This is a genomic window from Micromonospora sp. S4605 (assembly GCF_003176715.1).
Taxonomy (GTDB): Bacteria; Actinomycetota; Actinomycetes; order Mycobacteriales; family Micromonosporaceae; genus Micromonospora; species Micromonospora echinaurantiaca.
In genome coordinates, this window is sequence record NZ_QGSW01000037.1 from 1 (window position 1) to 15,354 (window position 15,354).

Annotated in this window: 9 protein-coding genes and 1 pseudogene; 3 read left to right on the forward strand and 7 right to left on the reverse strand. The window is 74.1% G+C overall.

Going from position 1 to position 15,354, the window contains the following annotated elements:
* Together DLJ47_RS01425 and DLJ47_RS01430 are read left to right on the forward strand one after the other, a co-directional pair.
* Positions 1–459, forward strand: a pseudogene (locus DLJ47_RS01425) (glycosyl hydrolase); the annotation flags it as partial.
* 60 nt (positions 460–519) lie between these two features.
* Positions 520–1,596, forward strand: a complete 1,077-nt coding sequence (locus DLJ47_RS01430; protein WP_109898298.1) for a PHP domain-containing protein — start codon at positions 520–522, stop codon at positions 1,594–1,596.
* Positions 1,597–1,689: 93 nt separating this feature from the next.
* On the opposite strand, the gene DLJ47_RS01435 is transcribed toward DLJ47_RS01430, so the two are convergent.
* Positions 1,690–2,673, reverse strand: coding sequence for a DMT family transporter (locus tag DLJ47_RS01435; RefSeq protein WP_199235645.1), 984 nt, complete (start codon positions 2,671–2,673; stop codon positions 1,690–1,692).
* 158 nt (positions 2,674–2,831) lie between these two features.
* Here DLJ47_RS01435 and DLJ47_RS01440 point away from each other — a divergent pair, with 158 nt between their 5' ends.
* Positions 2,832–4,502: a DUF885 domain-containing protein gene (locus DLJ47_RS01440; RefSeq protein ID WP_109898300.1), complete on the forward strand. Its 1,671-nt coding sequence runs from the start codon at positions 2,832–2,834 to the stop codon at positions 4,500–4,502.
* A gap of 60 nt (positions 4,503–4,562) precedes the next feature.
* On the opposite strand, the gene DLJ47_RS01445 is transcribed toward DLJ47_RS01440, so the two are convergent.
* From DLJ47_RS01445 to DLJ47_RS01470, 6 genes are all read right to left on the reverse strand, one after another.
* Complete coding sequence (locus DLJ47_RS01445; RefSeq protein WP_109898301.1) at positions 4,563–6,092, reverse strand: DUF6114 domain-containing protein; 1,530 nt, start codon at positions 6,090–6,092, stop codon at positions 4,563–4,565.
* A gap of 81 nt (positions 6,093–6,173) precedes the next feature.
* Entirely contained in the window at positions 6,174–6,785 is a 612-nt protein-coding gene (locus tag DLJ47_RS01450; RefSeq protein ID WP_088996520.1) for a DUF6230 family protein, read from the reverse strand.
* 435 nt (positions 6,786–7,220) lie between these two features.
* Positions 7,221–8,357, reverse strand: coding sequence for a DUF3068 domain-containing protein (locus DLJ47_RS01455; protein WP_109898302.1), 1,137 nt, complete (start codon positions 8,355–8,357; stop codon positions 7,221–7,223).
* A 68-nt stretch (positions 8,358–8,425) separates the two neighbouring features.
* Positions 8,426–9,250 carry a class I SAM-dependent methyltransferase gene (locus tag DLJ47_RS01460; protein ID WP_109898303.1) on the reverse strand — a complete coding sequence of 275 codons (825 nt, stop codon included), beginning with the start codon at positions 9,248–9,250 and terminating at the stop codon, positions 8,426–8,428.
* Entirely contained in the window at positions 9,247–13,509 is a 4,263-nt protein-coding gene (locus DLJ47_RS01465) for an alpha-(1->3)-arabinofuranosyltransferase (protein ID WP_109898311.1), read from the reverse strand. Before DLJ47_RS01465 ends, DLJ47_RS01460 begins: the two co-directional genes overlap by 4 nt.
* A complete protein-coding gene (locus tag DLJ47_RS01470; protein ID WP_109898304.1) occupies positions 13,506–15,179 on the reverse strand; it encodes a substrate-binding and VWA domain-containing protein in 1,674 nt (557 codons plus the stop codon). The genes DLJ47_RS01465 and DLJ47_RS01470 overlap by 4 nt, the downstream gene beginning before the upstream one ends.
* Positions 15,180–15,354: the final 175 nt, after the last annotated feature.

The window sequence follows — 15,354 nt, forward strand, 5'->3', positions numbered from 1 at the left end:
GTCCGGTACCTGCTTCCCGGCGGCGGCCTGGCGGCGGCCGGCGGCGCGGCGACCGCCACGGTGGCCGGTGCCAACGGCGTCAACCACGACGGCACGCCGAACAACCCGCAGGTGTTCACCGCCACCGGCCTCGACCTGACCTACGCCGGTGGGCAGACCGCCTTCGACCTGTTCCTCGACGCCGGCACGGCGGTCGGCAACGGGGTGCAGCTGCGCATCTCCTACGACCTGACCGGCGACGGCGGCTGGGAACGGGTGGAGACGTACCGCTACTTCGCCACCGATCCGGTCCCCGGCTACGAGCGCTACACCCAGCAGGCCGGCCTGCACTCGGCCACCGGCACCCTCGGCAACCTGGTCGACGGCCGGGTACGGGTCGAGGTCTGGTCGGCGATCGGCACCAACCCGAGCACCCTCGGCATCGGCGACCGGTCCGTCGTCCGGCTGCCGTACTCCTGATCCCGCCCGCCGCGCCGCCGGTCGTCCCGCGACCGGCGGCGCGCGGGTAGGTTGCACAGAATGAGCGCCCGGGACCCCATCGCCGACCTGCGCCGGATCGCGTTCCTGCTGGAACGGGCGAACGAGGCCACCTACCGGGTACGCGCCTTCCGCTCGGCGGCCAAGGCACTCGCCGCGTTGCCCCCCGCGGAGGTGGCCGAGCGGGCCCGGACGGGCAAGCTCACCGAACTGGCCGGCGTCGGCGACGTGACCGCCCGCTGCGTGGCCGAGTCGATCGCCGGTGAGGAGCCGGTCTACCTGCGTCGGCTGGTCGCCACCGAGGGCAGCGACCTGGACGCGGCGGCGACCGACCTGCGCACCGCGCTGCGCGGCGACTGCCACACCCACTCCGACTGGTCCGACGGCGGCTCCCCGATCGAGGAGATGGCGCTGGCGGCCGTAGAGCTGGGCCACGAGTACCTGGTGCTGACCGACCACTCGCCCCGGCTGAAGGTCGCCCGGGGGCTGACCGCCGACCGGCTGCGCCGCCAACTCGACCACGTCGAGCAGGTCAACGCGGCGCTGCCGGAGGGATTCCGGATCCTCACCGGCATCGAGGTGGACATCCTCGCCGACGGCTCGCTCGACCAGGACGAGGAGCTGCTGGCCCGGCTCGACGTGGTGGTCGGATCGGTGCACAGCGGCCTGAACGACGAACGGTCGAAGATGACCCGCCGGATGCTGGCCGCCATCGCCAACCCGCACCTGGACATCCTCGGCCACTGCACCGGGCGGATGGTGTCCTCCCGGCCGGCCGGGGTGACCGGGCCGGGCGACCGCGGCCACCGGGCCCGGACCCGCAAGGAGAGCGACTTCGACGCCGACGCGGTCTTCGCTGCCTGCGCCGAGCACGGGGTCGCGGTCGAGATCAACTCCCGCCCGGAGCGGCAGGACCCGCCGAAGCGGCTGATCCGCCGGGCCCTGGAGGCCGGGTGCGTGTTCGCCATCAACACCGACGCGCACGCCCCGGGTCAGCTGGACTGGCAGCGGTTCGGCTGCGAGCGGGCGGCCCGCTGCGGGGTGCCCGCCGACCGGGTGGTCAACACCTGGTCGGCGGAGGAACTGGTGGCCTGGGCCGTGGACCGCCCCGCCCGCTGACCCACGACCCGCCGCCGGCCGGCCGGCACCAGGCGGTCGGCCAACGACCGGCCGCCCCCGGCCGGCCCGGCCCTCGGCCGACCGAGCCTGGGCTCAGCGCCGGGCGGCCGCCTCGGCGGCCGGCACCGCCGGGGCGCCGACACCGACCGGCACGGCCGGACGTCGCCGGCCGACCAGGCCCTGCGACACGGCGACGCCGAGGAGCACCACCAGCGCACCGACCGGCTGGTGCCAGGTGAGCCGCTCGCCCAGCACCAGGGCGCCGATCAGCACCGCGAAGACCGGGATCAGGTAGGTGACCGTCGAGGCGGTGCTCGCCCCGATGACCCGGATGTTCCGCATGTTGATCACGAAGGCGATGCCGGTGCCGAGCGCGCCGAGCGCCAGCACGCTCGCCACCACCTCGACCGAGAGGTCGGTCGGCACCGGCGGCGCGCCGGCCGCCAGCGGCGCGACCACCGCGAGCTGGGCCACCGCGAGCAGCAGCTGGGCCGCGGAGAGCGACACGCCGGAGTGCGAGCTGCCGGCCACGAACTTCTTCTGGTACGGGATGGCCACGCCGTAGCAGGCCGCCGCGCCGAAGCACATCAGCTGCCCGACGAAGTGCGCCCCGCCGACGCCCTGCCACACGCCGAGCACCACGAGCACCCCGACGAAGCCGAGCGCGAGCCCGACCGCCCGGCGTACGGTCAGCCGCTCGGTGCGGAAGACCAGCACCGCCAGCGGCAACACGATCAGCGGGGTGGTGGCGTTCCAGATGCCGGCCAGCATCGACTCGACCCGCTGCTCGCCGTAGCCGAACAGGGTGAACGGGATGGCCACGCCGAACGCGGCGACCACGGTCAGGTGCGCCCACACCCGCGGCTCGCGGGGCAGCCGGTCGCGCAGCACGGCCAGCACCACCAGCAGGGTCACCGCGCCGGTGGCGACCCGGTAGAGGGTGAGGTGCAGCGGATGCAGCTCCTCGACACCGACCTTGATGAACAGGAAGCTGGACCCCCAGATCGCGGCGAGGGCGACGAAACCGGGCAGCCAGCTGCGAAGCGCCGCCCTGTCAGGAGTGAAAGCCGTGGTCACTCCTGACACTCTGCCGCAGGGGTACGACAATGTCCCGCGACTTTCTTTACCTGGTGGCCAGCACCACACGTCGCCCGCCGACAGGCCGGGTCGCGGCCGCCGGGGACACGGGCAACACGCTCGACAGGGGCATGGTCCGGTCACGTAGGGTCGGGGCCGTGGGACGAATCGATGACCTCGCCAACCGGTACGTGGCGGACTGGGCGCCGCTGAGCCCGACCGGTGCAACCTACGTCGGCATCGCCGGCTACGACGACAAGCTCGACGACCTGTCGCCCGAGGGCTACGCCGCCCGGGCCGAACTGACCCGCCGGACCCTGGCCGACCTGGACGTCACCGAGCCGGACACCGAGGCGGAGCGGACCGCCAAGGAGGCCATGCAGGAGCGGCTCGGCCTCGACCTCGCCCGGTACGAGGCGGGCGAGTCGACCAGCGAGGTCAACGTCATCGCCAGCGGGCTGCACGACGTGCGGATGGTGTTCGACCTGATGCCGACCGAGGGCGAGGACGCCAAGGCCAACATCGCGGCGCGACTGAACGGCTTCGCCGCCGCGCTGGAGGGCTACAAGACCACGCTGCGCGAGGCGGCCGCGGCCGGTCGGATCAGCTCCCAGGTGCAGCTGGTCGAGGTGGCCAAGCAGTGCGACACCTGGGTCGACCCGAACGGCGACAACTTCTTCCACGGCCTGGTCGAGCGGCTGGGCGCCGACGGCAGCGTGGCCGCCGAGCTGCGCCGGGGCGCGGCGGCGGCCACCGCGGCGACCGCCGAGTTCGGCCAGTTCCTGCGCACCGAACTGGCCCCGCACGGGCGGGAGAAGCAGGCCGCCGGGCGGGAACGCTACGAGCTGGCCTCGCAGTACTTCCTCGGCGCCAAGGTCGACCTGGACGAGACGTACGCCTGGGGCTTCGCCGAGCTGGCCCGCCTGGAGGCCGAGATGCGCGACGTCGCGGCCCGCATCGTCGGTCCGGGCGCGAGCATCGACGACGCGGTACGGGCGCTGGACGCCGACCCGGCCCGCACCATCCAGGGCAAGGAGGCGTTCCGGGACTGGATGCAGGCGCTCGCCGACAAGGCGATCAGCGAGCTGCACGGCACCCACTTCGACATCCCGGAGCAGGTTCGCCGGATCGAGTGCTGCCTCGCCCCGACCAGCGACGGCGCCATCTACTACACCGGGCCGAGCGAGGACTTCTCCCGGCCCGGCCGGATGTGGTGGGCGGTGCCGCAGGGCATCACCGACTTCTCCACCTGGCGCGAGGTGACCACCGTCTACCACGAGGGCGTGCCGGGCCACCACCTCCAGGTCGCCCAGACCGCCGTCCGGGCCGACCTGCTCAACCGCTGGCAGCGGCTGCTCTGTTGGGTCTCCGGGCACGGCGAGGGCTGGGCGCTCTACTCGGAGCGGCTGATGGACGACCTGGGCTACCTGGAGGACCCGGGCGACAAGCTCGGCATGCTCGACGGGCAGGCGATGCGGGCCGCCCGGGTGATCGTCGACATCGGCATGCACCTGGAGTTGGAGATCCCCCGGGACAACCCGTTCGGCTTCCACCCGGGCGAGCGCTGGACGCCCGAGCTGGGCTGGGAGTTCATGCGGGCGCACTGCCGGGTGCCGGACGAGAACCTGCGCTTCGAGCTGAACCGGTACCTGGGTTGGCCGGGGCAGGCCCCCTCGTACAAGGTGGGCGAGCGGATCTGGTTGCAGGCTCGGGAGGACGCGAAGGCCCGCAAGGGCGCCGACTTCGACCTCAAGGAGTTCCACCGGCAGGCGCTCGACCTGGGCTCGCTCGGGCTCGACCCGCTGCGCAAGGCACTCGCCCGGCTGTGAGGTCGGGAGCCGGCGGCACACGAGCGGGTGCCGCCGGCTCCCGGGCCGGTGGTGGGGAGTTCAGTCCAGGGTGAGCTTCAACGCCGGCCGCGCGGTCAACGTGTCGCAGGTGACGAAGGCCAGGTCCATCACCGGTTCGGTGAACGTGAGCGGGATCGGCGAGGTGATCGGGAGGCCGTCGGGCAACGGCAGGTCCGGGGTGAGGGTCACCTTGATGCCGAGGATCTTCCCGGCGAAGCGGGTGGCGTAGAAGGCGACGTCGCCGCGGACGGTCAGCTGGTTGGTGGCGAACCGCATGGTCCGGCCGGCCGGGCCGGGCGAGCGGAGCAGGAAGTCGTCGGTCACGGCCTGCTGCATGCTGAACTTCAGCGCCCGCAGGCTGCCGTCGTCGGTGGGCAGGTCGACGATGCCGTCGAACCGCAGGCCGGTCATGGTCACCTTGGAGCCGGTCAGCTTCGACGGGGTGGCCGCCACCACCGGCTGGCCCGGTTCGGCGGCGATCCTCGGCAGCGGCTTGCCCGGCTCGACCGTGCCGGTGGCGCCGGGCTTCGGCGACGCGCAGTTCGGGCGGGGCGCGGTGGGCCGAGGGCTGGCGCTCGGCCGGGCGGTGGGCGTCACGGTCGGCGTCGGGCTCGGCGCGGCCTCGTCCTCGTCGTCGTCCCCGCCGCCGAACAGGTCGCCGAGCCCGTCCAGGATGTCGGTGATGATGTTGCCGCCGGAGCTCTGCTCCGGGCTGGGCGACGGCGATACGCCGGTTGCGCTCGGCGTCGGCTTCGCCCCGCCCGACGGTCCGCTCGGCGCCGGCCGGGTCGGGCAGGCGGGCGCCTGGACCGGCGCCGCGCCGGCCACCGCGAGCGGGGCGGCCTGGGCCGGCCCGGGGGCGGGCACGGCGAGCGCCGCCGCGGCGGAGAAGCCGAGCAGCACCGGCAGCACGGCGTAGAGGCGGGGGTCCCGCTGACCCGGCAGCGTCGGCGGGTCGTCGGCCAGCCGGACCGGCCGGGCGGTCTCGTCGTCCAGCCGCGCCGTCCGGCCGGTCTCGTCGTACGCCGCCGGCCGCGGGCCGGCGTCACCCGGCACCAGTTCGTCGACGCCGGTCGACCCGGACGCACCGCCGCCAGCGACCGGAAGCCCGTCGGCGGCCGGCTGGTCCGCGGCCAGCTCCTCCGTCGCGGGTACGGGCGGCGGGTCGCCGGCCGGGCCGGTGCCCGGGACCCAGGCGAAGCCGAGGCCGGCGCCGACCATGCCGAGCAGCAGGCCGACGAAGAAGCCGCCGAGGTTGACCCCGATCAGTGAGAAGACAGCGGTCACCGCGGCGACCACGGCGTAGAAGATCCGCTGCTGCGGGGTGAACCACATCAGCACGCCGCAGGCGACCAGGATGGTGGGGATCAACCAGGAGAGGAATCCGGTCGGTCCCATCTGGAAGGAGAGACCGCCCAGCGACATCTGGGTGGTGCCGAAGATCTCCAGGCCGGCCAGCACGGTCAGCAGGCCGCCCCAGAACGGTCGGGTCCGCCGCCAACGGCGGAACCGGCGCCACGCCGCGCTGATCCGGCCGGGCCGGGCGTGCTGCGGGTCGGCGGTTGTCACGTACGCCTCCTGCCGGGGCTGAGGGGGACGGGGGCAGGGAACGGGCCCGCGGAGGACGCCCTCCGCGGGCCCGGGGTCAGCTCAGAAACATTCCTTGGCGTCCGCGCCCACGTTCACCCGCAGGTCGAGCCCGGTCAGGGTGAAGGTGCCGGCGTGGGTGGAGCGGGCCACCTGCTTCAGGTCCTTGATGACGACGGTGTCGGACTGCTGCCCGAAGGCCTTCTTGTCGCCCTTGGCGCCCTCCGGCCCGCCGGTGAGGGTGGCGGCGTCCTGCCCGATGTTGATGTTCTTGAACTCGGCGTCGCCCTGCAGCGAGTCCATGTCGATGAGCAGCCCGCTGGCCACCGCGGGCTTGCCGCCGCCACCGGCGTTGATGGTGAGCACCACCGGCGCGCCCGGCACCTTCACCGACTGGCAGAGGTCGTAGAGCTTGGCGTTGCGGATGCCGGAGACGGCCACCGGGTGCTTCGTGCCGTCCGACTCCTCGGCGATGCCGCCGTACTGGACGAAGCCCTCCCCGCGCAGTTCCGAGGCGGAGACCTTGAACGTCTGGCCGGAGACGGCGAACGAGGCGGCGATCGCGCCGTTGGCCATGCCGAAGACGATCGCGCCGGCGACGGCCGTCGCGGGCACCATCAGGGCGGCGAAGCGCCGCCACCGGGTACGACCCCGGTTCTCGATCCGATCCTGCACGTGCTCCTCCTCAGGGGGTGTGGCGGCGGTGGCCGGTCGGCGAAGGTGCGGGCCCCGCACCGGGCCCCGGGCTCTGCTACCGGCGGGTAACGAGCGTGCCGATGATGGTGCACCTACGGAGCCGTAGGTCACAAGGCCCTAGCTACCTGCCAGTAACACGGAGGCGACGAACCGCGGCGGCACGGTTACGCAGCGCGAGTGACGGCCGCCCGAGGATCTTCAATTACGGCAGCAAAGCCGGCATAAACCCTCGGCACAACTACCCCTCGTGGCGGCTGATCGACCGATTACAATAAGGTAACGGATGTAAAGCAGCCGCCGCGGATCCGCCTCGCAGCGGGACCTGCCGCCGGGCCGGGAACCCCGTGCGCACACACGAAAAGACTGCGGGGTGGACCGGAATCCCGGCCCACCCCGCAGTCGTGCCCGCAGGCGTCAGCGTTGCTCGACCTCGCCCTGCGCCGGACGCTGGGTCGGCACGGTGGGGTCGGTCTTCCAGTTGGTCGAGGCCGGCGGAATCTCGTCGGTGAGCGGCCCGCCCTCCCGGTCGTCGCGCACCGCCGGCTGGTCCACCCGGGTCGGCGCGGTATCCACCCGGTGCCGCGCATCGGCCGCCGGCGCGGCCGCGCCCCGGCTGGCCACCAGCACGCCACCGACGATCAGCAGCAGGCCGAGCACGGTCAGCCCGATGGGGGCGTACAGCCCGAGGAGGCTGAGCTGGCTGCGGTTCTTCTCGGCGCGATCGACCGACGCCGTGACGGTGTCCTCGTTGTAGTTGAACTCGGCGTCCAGCAGGGTCACCGGGGAGCCGACGTCCGGCACCAGGGTCTTGCGCTGCACCTCGCGCACGTTCACGTACGACCCGGTGACCGGGTCGACCCAGACCGTCCGGGTGTTGCTGTAGGTGATCTTGCCCTGGGTCGCGCCCGGGGCGAGCGCCCCCAGCAGCAGCCCCACCCGCTCGGCGCCGAGGTTCAGCTCCTGGTCGGTGATCACCTGCTCGAACTTGTACGCCTCGAGCCCCTTGACGTCCTCGGTCCCCTTGAACTCGGCCGGCAGGGCCTTCCGCAGGTCGCGGTCGAAGACGTCGTAGTTCCGCTTCTCGGTGCCGAACGGGAACTTGTAGACCTGGCCGGCGAAGGTCACCCGCTCCCGGGTGCCCGTGTCGTCGAGGAACTGACCCTCCCAGTCGACAGCCGCTCCGGAGACCCGGTCCAGCGCCAGCTCGGCGCCGTACGCGCTGACCAGCTCCTTGGTCTGGTCCCGGTCGACGGTCTGGCCGACGGTCCAGACGACAGTGTCTTCCTCGAGGTCGCCGGTGAGGCTCGCGGTCTGCGCCCGGTTCGGCGTGACCAGGACCGTGGACCGGAGATCGTCCTGGTTGATCTTGATCTCGCCGTTGGTGATCTGGAGGAAGGTCGCACCCTTGGCCTCGGCGACCGACGTCGAGGCTTCCAGATCGTAGGGCAGCTTGGTCATCGCAGGTTTGACGACGAACACCAATCCGGCGGCCAGCGCCAGCAGGAGTACGCCGCCACCGAACAGCACGGCACCTATGGCGCGGTGCTTCATGATTCCTCCCTGGAGGAGCTAGTTTCGCCGCTGTCGATCAGTGATGTGGCCGCGAGGTTACTACTTGGTCACATAGCAACGCGACCCCCGGTCAGTTCTGTTTTTTCCGCCGCGCCGGCCGGTTCCGTGCCGGTCCGCCGCAGAACGAGCAGGAAGTTCCACGCCACGACCTCCCGGATACCGGGCAGCCGGATGACCCATCGACCCCACCACGGGTGGTAGCGGGGCAGGGCGTCCAGCACCTCGACCCCGGCGCAGCCGCGGGCCCAGCGCAGGGTGGCGCCGATCGACGTGGGGAAGAGCGTCTCGCGGTACCGGTTCTTCGGCGGCCGGCCCGTCCGGCGCTGGTAACGGCGCCGGGCCCGGTCGCCGCCGAGGTAGTGCCAGGGTGCCGTCTCGTGCCCGCCCCACGGCGAGAGCCAGGGCGTGAACGACACGAAGAGCAGACCACCGGGGCGGGTGACCCGGACCATCTCGTCCAGCATCCGCTCGGGCGTCGGCACGTGTTCCAGCACGTTCGACGAGAAGGCCACGTCCACGCCGGCGGTGCGGACGGGCAGCGCGGTGCCGCTGCCCCGCAGCATGCCGGCGACCGACTCACCGGCGGCCGAGAAGTCGCCGACGTCCGGGTCCAGCCCGACGTAGTGGGCCCCGGCCGCGCGGAAGGCGGCCGCGAAGTAACCCGGGCCGCCACCGACGTCGAGCACGGTACGACCGGCGAGCCCGGTATAGCCGGCGACCTGGCGGACCGAGTCCTCGGCCAGCAGCCCGTAGAACCGGTCCGGGTCGCTCTGCTCGACCAGGAACGCCCGGAACAGGGCCACCGAGCGCCCCAGCGTGGCGTACCGGCGCCGGGCCGTCCGGCCGGCCGCGCCCTCGTGTGCTGCGCTCATCGCGCCACCGTCCCGTCCTCGTCCTGGTCACCCGGCGGGCCGCCCGCCGCGACGTCGTCCAGCCGCTCGCCCGGATCCGGCGCCGGCGCCACCGCCGCCGGTGGCGTGCCCGGCACCGGCACCACCGCCGCGACCACCGCGCCGATCGCGACGAGCATCGCCGCCTGCACCCAGGTGCCGTACGTCCACTCCTGACCGTGCCCCTGCAACCGCCCGGTCACCGCGACCGTCGTGGCGACGGTCAGCCCGCCCAGCACCACCACCGGCAGCGCCCGCGCCGCGAACTGTCGCAGCAGCATCGCGGCCAGCACGATCGCCACCGGCAGCACCCCGCCCAACGCGGCGAGCAGCACCACCAGCGTCACGCCGATCAGCCAGGCCGGGCCCTCCGCCGGCACCCCCGCGCCGGGCGTGGCACGCCGCCGGACCGGCACGGCCGCGAGCAGCAGCACCGCCAGCGCGGTGAGCGCACCGACGCCCAGCCCGGTCCGGTACGTGCGGTCCGGCGTGAAGGTCAGGCTCACCTCGACGCCCTCCCCGGCCGGCAGCAGCCATGCCTGTTGCCAGCCGTCCACCCGGGTGACGGTCAGCGGCCGGCCGTCCACGGCGGCCCGCCAGCCGGCGTTCGCGTTCTCCGGCACCACCAGCAACGCCTCACCGCCCGCGGCGATCCGGACCCGGCGGTCGGTGGGGTTCCAGTCGAGCACTGTCACCTCGCGGTGCCGGGGCGCGGCAGCGGCGGTGGCGGCCGGCCGCAGCGTGGCGTCCTGCACGAGGAAGCCGGCCGACGGCGTGGTCGCCAGCCGGTGGCCGCCGGCCGGCAAATCGACGGCCGCACCGGTGGCGCCGCAGACGGTGACCGGCACCGGCCGGCCGGCCAGTACGTCCGCGAGGGTGGTGCGGACCTCGGTGTCGTAGCGGAATCCGGCCAGCTCGACGGTGGGGCCCTTGCCGCACGGCTCGACGACGGGGGTGTCACCGGCGAGCGGGCGGAGCAGCTCCGCCAGGGCCGGGATCTCCACCTCGGCGATGCCCGCGGTGGCCGTCCAGCCGTTGCCCCGCCGGTCGGCGATCCGGCCGGCCGTCTCCCGCACCACGATCTCGATCCGGTCCGTCCGGACGGCGGGGAAGCGGACCGTGCCGTCCGCGCCCACCGGCAGTTCCAGGCTCCGGCCCGGGGTACGCACCTCCACCCGGGTGGGTGGCGAGCCGACCGGCACCTCGGCGGTGGTCAGCCGCAGCTCGCCGATCCTCCGCTGCCCCGACCAGCGCAGCCGCAGGGTGGGGCTCAGGTCCCCGATGTCGGCCAGCCACGCGGTGCCCGGGTCGCCGTCCACCGCGGCGTACCCGGCCACCGCCGGATCGCCGGTCAGGTACGACGAGGTGGCCGCCGTCACCGGCACGTCGGCCAGGGTCAACTGCCCGCCGGGACGCGGCACGGCGGTGAGGGCGAGCCGGTAGCTGCCGGCCGCCGGGCTGCGGAAGAGCCGGTCGATGCCGAGCGGCTCCTCCCCGGCGCGGGCCAGGAACCGGTCGCACCGGACCACCGAGCCGGCCGGCCGGGTGCCGGTGCCGCCGCCGGTGCCCGCGTCCGAGCCGGCGTCGGCGGAGACCGGGTAGCAGGCGGGCCGGTCACCCGAGCCGCGGCTGAACGACCAGGACACCGGGCCGACGAAACCGTCCGGCAGGTCGGTCGGCGCGCGCAGCGCCCGGCGCGCGGTGGTGCCGGGGATGCTCAGTTCCCGGATGCCGACCCCGCCGTCGAGCCGCTGCCCCGCCACGGCCAGCACCGTCACCCGGACCCGGCTGGTCGACCCGGGCAGCGTGTAGTACGGGTGGGCACCGAGCGTCTGGGCCACCTCGTGCTCCACCGAGCCCCGGTCGGTGGTGATCCGGAACCGGGTCACCGGCCAACCCACCCCGAGGTCGTCGACGAACGCCAGCGACACCCGGTCGACCTCGCGCGGGGTGTCCAGGTCCACCTGGAGCCACTGCCCGACCGGCCCGGCCAGCGGTGCCGAGTGCCAGGCGGTGGCGTACTCCCCGTCCACCGCGGCGAACGGCAGGTGCGACGGGTCCGCGGGCCCGAGGTTGTCCACGAAGCTGGTCGCGCTGGACGCGGTGACCTCGCGTACGCCCTGGTAGGTGGCGACGGTCTGGTGCCGCCGGCCGGCGAACGGCAGCAGGTCGAGGGCGACCCGACCCTGCCGGCCGGCCTCGGTCGCGGTCAGCGTCTGGCTGAGGTTGTCCCGCACCCGGCCGATGTCGCGTTCCCGGCGGCGCAGCCCGTCGGTGACGATCCACTCCCCACCCACGACCGAGTCGCCGTCGTCCCCGCCGTCCGGCCTGTCCCCGGCCAGCACCACCGGCCGGTCCCGCTCGACCAGCCCCTGCTCCAGCAGGGGCAGCAGCGACTCGGGCCCGCCGCTGACCGTCGGCACGTCGTCGGTGAGCACCGCCGAGGCGGCCGACACCGGGCGTTGCACCTCGTACACCTCGACCGCCGGCAGCGCGGTGGTGCCGTCGTCCACCGGGCTGCCCGGCGTCACCCCGAACCGGGTGGTGCTGCCGAAGGTGGCCACCCGGGCAATGCCCGGCGAGTCGGCCAGCGCCCGGCGGAGCAGCGCCACCGGCGGCGCGTCCACCTGGGTGCGGTCCACGTCGTTGCGGAGCAGCACGTGCCGGAAACCGGAGCGGGCCAGGAAGTCGGCCAGCCCGGCCGATCCCCGGCCGCCGGCCAGCACGCTCTCGACGGTGTCCATCATCCGGGTGTTGCCGGCCGAGCCGAGCGGGATCTGGTGCCGGACCGCCCACGGCGCCCCGGCGAGGGCCTGGAGCGGCTCGTCGACCGTGCGTCCCCACTCGTACTGGCCGAAGCCGGAACCGGGCACCATCAGCGTGCGGGCCAGCGCGTCCCGGTCGGCGAGCCAGGTCGCCGCCGACCGCCAGTGCGGTGGCAGGTCCGACCAGCCCGGCCCGGGCCGCAGCTGGCCCAGCCAGGCGGGCGCGGCCGCGCCCAGGACCAGCAGCAGCACCGGTACGAACACCAGCGGGCGCAGCCGGAGGCCGGGGCGGCGGCGGGCGACGGCGCTGTGCAGCCGGGTGACCACCGCGTCGACGCCGTGCGCGAAGCCGAGCATCAGCGGCAACCGCAGCACCGGGTCCAGCTTGTGCACGTTGCGGAACGGCGCCAGCGGGCCGTCCAGCAGTTCCCGGACCGGCCCGGAGAGCGGGCTGTCCAGGCTGCCGACGTAACCCATGGTGAGCAGGGTCAGCCCGGCCAGGAAGCCGAGCACCAGGAAGCGCCGCTCGGGCAGCAGGTTGCCGGCGAGTCCGGCCAGGCCGACGAGCGCCACCACCGCGGTGAGCGTCATCAGCACCGGGTTGTCGATCAGCAGCCAGCCGGCCGGCCACCACGGGTCGCCCTGGACGATGTACGCCACCCACTGGTTGGTGCCCCGGACGGCCTGGAAGAGCGAGGCCACCGCGGTGGTCGTGGTGGACGACTCGATGTAGTCCAGGAACGGCAGGCTGTACTCGCCGAGCAGCAGCAGCGGCACGATCCACCAGAGGCAGACCCCGACGACGCAGAGGCACCACCAGCCAACCAGCCGCAGGTGCTCGCGGTTCCACCGGCGGGTGAGCAGCCAGATGCCGGGCAGCAGCAGGGCCAGCAGCACCACCGCCGCGTTGATCCCGCCCATGCCGAGCACGGCCAGCGCCGAGAGCGCGGCGGCCCGGCGCGGGGAGCCGATCCGGCGCACCAGCACCAGCGGCAGCAGCACCCAGGGCAGCATCGCCGCGGCGAGGGTCTCCGAGGAGAGCGCGCCGACCTCGGTGAGCATCCGCGGCGCGAGCGCGTAGCCGAGCGCGGCCGCGTACCGGGTCGGTTCGGTGCCGATCCGCAGCGCCCGGGCCACCTGGAGCAGCCCGTAGAACGCCGCGACCAGCACCAGCGCGGTCCACAGCCGCTGCGTGACCCACGGCGGTACGTGCAGCAGCTGGCCCGCGGCGAAGAACGGGCCCATCGGGAAGAGGTATCCGTACGCCTGGTTCTGCAGCTCACCGGAGGTCGCCTCCGGGTTCCACAGGTGCAGCGCCCGGGCCATGAAGTGCAGCGGGTTGGCGGCCAGGTCCAGCTTGGTGTCGAAGGTGACCTGGCCGGGCCGCTGGACGAAGGCGATCGCGGTGAGCAGCACCACGGACAGCACGGTGCCGGGTGCCGCCCGCACCGGCCGGGGAAGCTGCGGCCGGATCATCGACGGCACTCCGGGGGCAGGCAGCTGAGGTCGGCGAGCGCGGAGAAGAAGATCTGCCGGATGCCGCTGGGCTGCTCGGCGCGGAACACCCGCCCGCCGGTGGCGTCCGCGATGGCGGTCAGCTCGTCCGGGTCGACGTCCTTGCCGAGGCCGATGAAGACGATCGGCAGCGGGCGGCGCGGATCCTGCAGCCGGGCCAGCTCGGCGAGGAACTTCGCCCGGCCGATGCTCTCCTCGTCCTCGTTCTGGCCGTCGGTCATGACCAGCACCAGGTTGATCCGGCCGGGCGTCCAGTGCTGCCGCGCCTCCCGGTACGCGGCCAGGGTGGTGTCGTACAGCCCGGTCCCGCCCTGCGGCTTCACCCGGACCGCGCCCAGCTGCTCGGCCAGCCGCTCCCGGTGCGCCCGGCGCAGTGGCGCCACCGGCAGGATCTCCCGGTAGTCCCGGTCGCCGTCCACCTTCGTGGAAAAGACCCAGATCCCGAGTTCGCTGCTGTCCAGCAGCAGGCCGGAGCCCTCGCGGGCGGTCTTGACGGTGGCGTCGAGCCGGGTCTCGCCGGTGCCCGGCACCGGCGCGGCCATCGAGCCGGAGATGTCCAGCACGGTGAGGATCCGGGCACTGCGCTGCACCCCGCTCCAGCCGGTGAGCAGCTCGGTGACCGTCTCCTCGGCGGGCAGCGGGACCGGCCGCCGCTCCTGCACCCGCAGCCGGCCGTCGTCCGGCATGGCCGGCGGGAATCCGGCAGCGGTCCGGAAACCGAACCCGGTGAGCGCGTCGCGGGACTCGACCGTGAGCAGGTTGGCGAGGAAGTCCGCGGCGGCCTCCCGCACGTGGCCGCGGGCGGCCGGCAGCACCGCGTACGGCAGGTCGAGCGACGGCACGCCCACCTCGGGGTACGCGGCGACCAGCTTGTCCGCACCGGCCAGCGCGTTGTGCTCCAGCACCGCCTGCTCGGTGGCCGCGACCGCGTCCGTCCGGCCCGGCAGGCCCGACCCGGGCACCAGCCCGCCCCCGCCGTCGCCGGCCTCGAAGGTGCGACCGGCCAACCGCCGCAGCGTCGCCGCCACCGCCGCCGCCGGCTCCGGTTCGTCGGCGGCCAGCGCGCGGACCCCCAGCAGCGCGGCCACGCCGGCCGGGTCGGCCGCCGGGTCGGGCACCGCCACCGAGGTCTTCCGGACCTTCGGGCCGATCAGGGACGCCCAGGTGAGCGGCTTCGCCGGCCAGCCCAACCGGCGGGCGGCCGGCTCGGTGACCGCCAGCACCACCGGGGTGCTGGCCACCGAGGTGCCGGTCGCCGGCACCTCGAAGCCGCCGCCGGCCCGCGCCCGACGCAGCCAGAACGTGGACTCCGGCAGCCACGCGTCGGCGACGTCCACGGCGTTGGCGAGTTCCCCGGCCACCGCGGCGGACTCCCGCGCCTCGACGACGATGGAGACGCAGGGCTGTCGGCCGACGCTGGCCCGGACGATCCGGTCCAGGGCCGGCGCGATCACCGGCGCGGCGGCCACCCGCAGCCGGACCGGCTCGGCGCACTCCGGCACGCCCCGGTCCGCCCGCACGTACGCCACCGCCGCCCAGCCCGCCAGCAGCAGCGCCAGCGCCGCGCTCAGCAGCACCACCGGCGGTCGGCTGGAGAGGTAGCGCACCGGCGCGGAACCGTCGCGCAGCACCGCCGGTCACCTCCTCGTCACCCACCGGGGTATCCGGTAGCGGTCGAATTGTCGTCGCGCCGGCGGGGGGCTCGATCGGGGCGCCCAACCGCCACACGCAGTGGCGCTGCACACCCTGCCAAGGTTTTCGGCCGCCGGCAAACCCCCGAACGACGGGCGGTCATTGGATCTTCGC

Excerpts from the sequence above, each read along its gene's own strand:
- DLJ47_RS01430 (WP_109898298.1), top strand. The coding sequence starts at position 520 with ATGAGCGCCCGGGACCCCATCGCCGACCTGCGCCGGATCGCGTTCCTG.
- DLJ47_RS01455 (WP_109898302.1), bottom strand. The coding sequence starts at position 8,357 with ATGAAGCACCGCGCCATAGGTGCCGTGCTGTTCGGTGGCGGCGTACTC.
- DLJ47_RS01460 (WP_109898303.1), bottom strand. The coding sequence starts at position 9,250 with ATGAGCGCAGCACACGAGGGCGCGGCCGGCCGGACGGCCCGGCGCCGG.
- DLJ47_RS01465 (WP_109898311.1), bottom strand. The coding sequence starts at position 13,509 with ATGATCCGGCCGCAGCTTCCCCGGCCGGTGCGGGCGGCACCCGGCACC.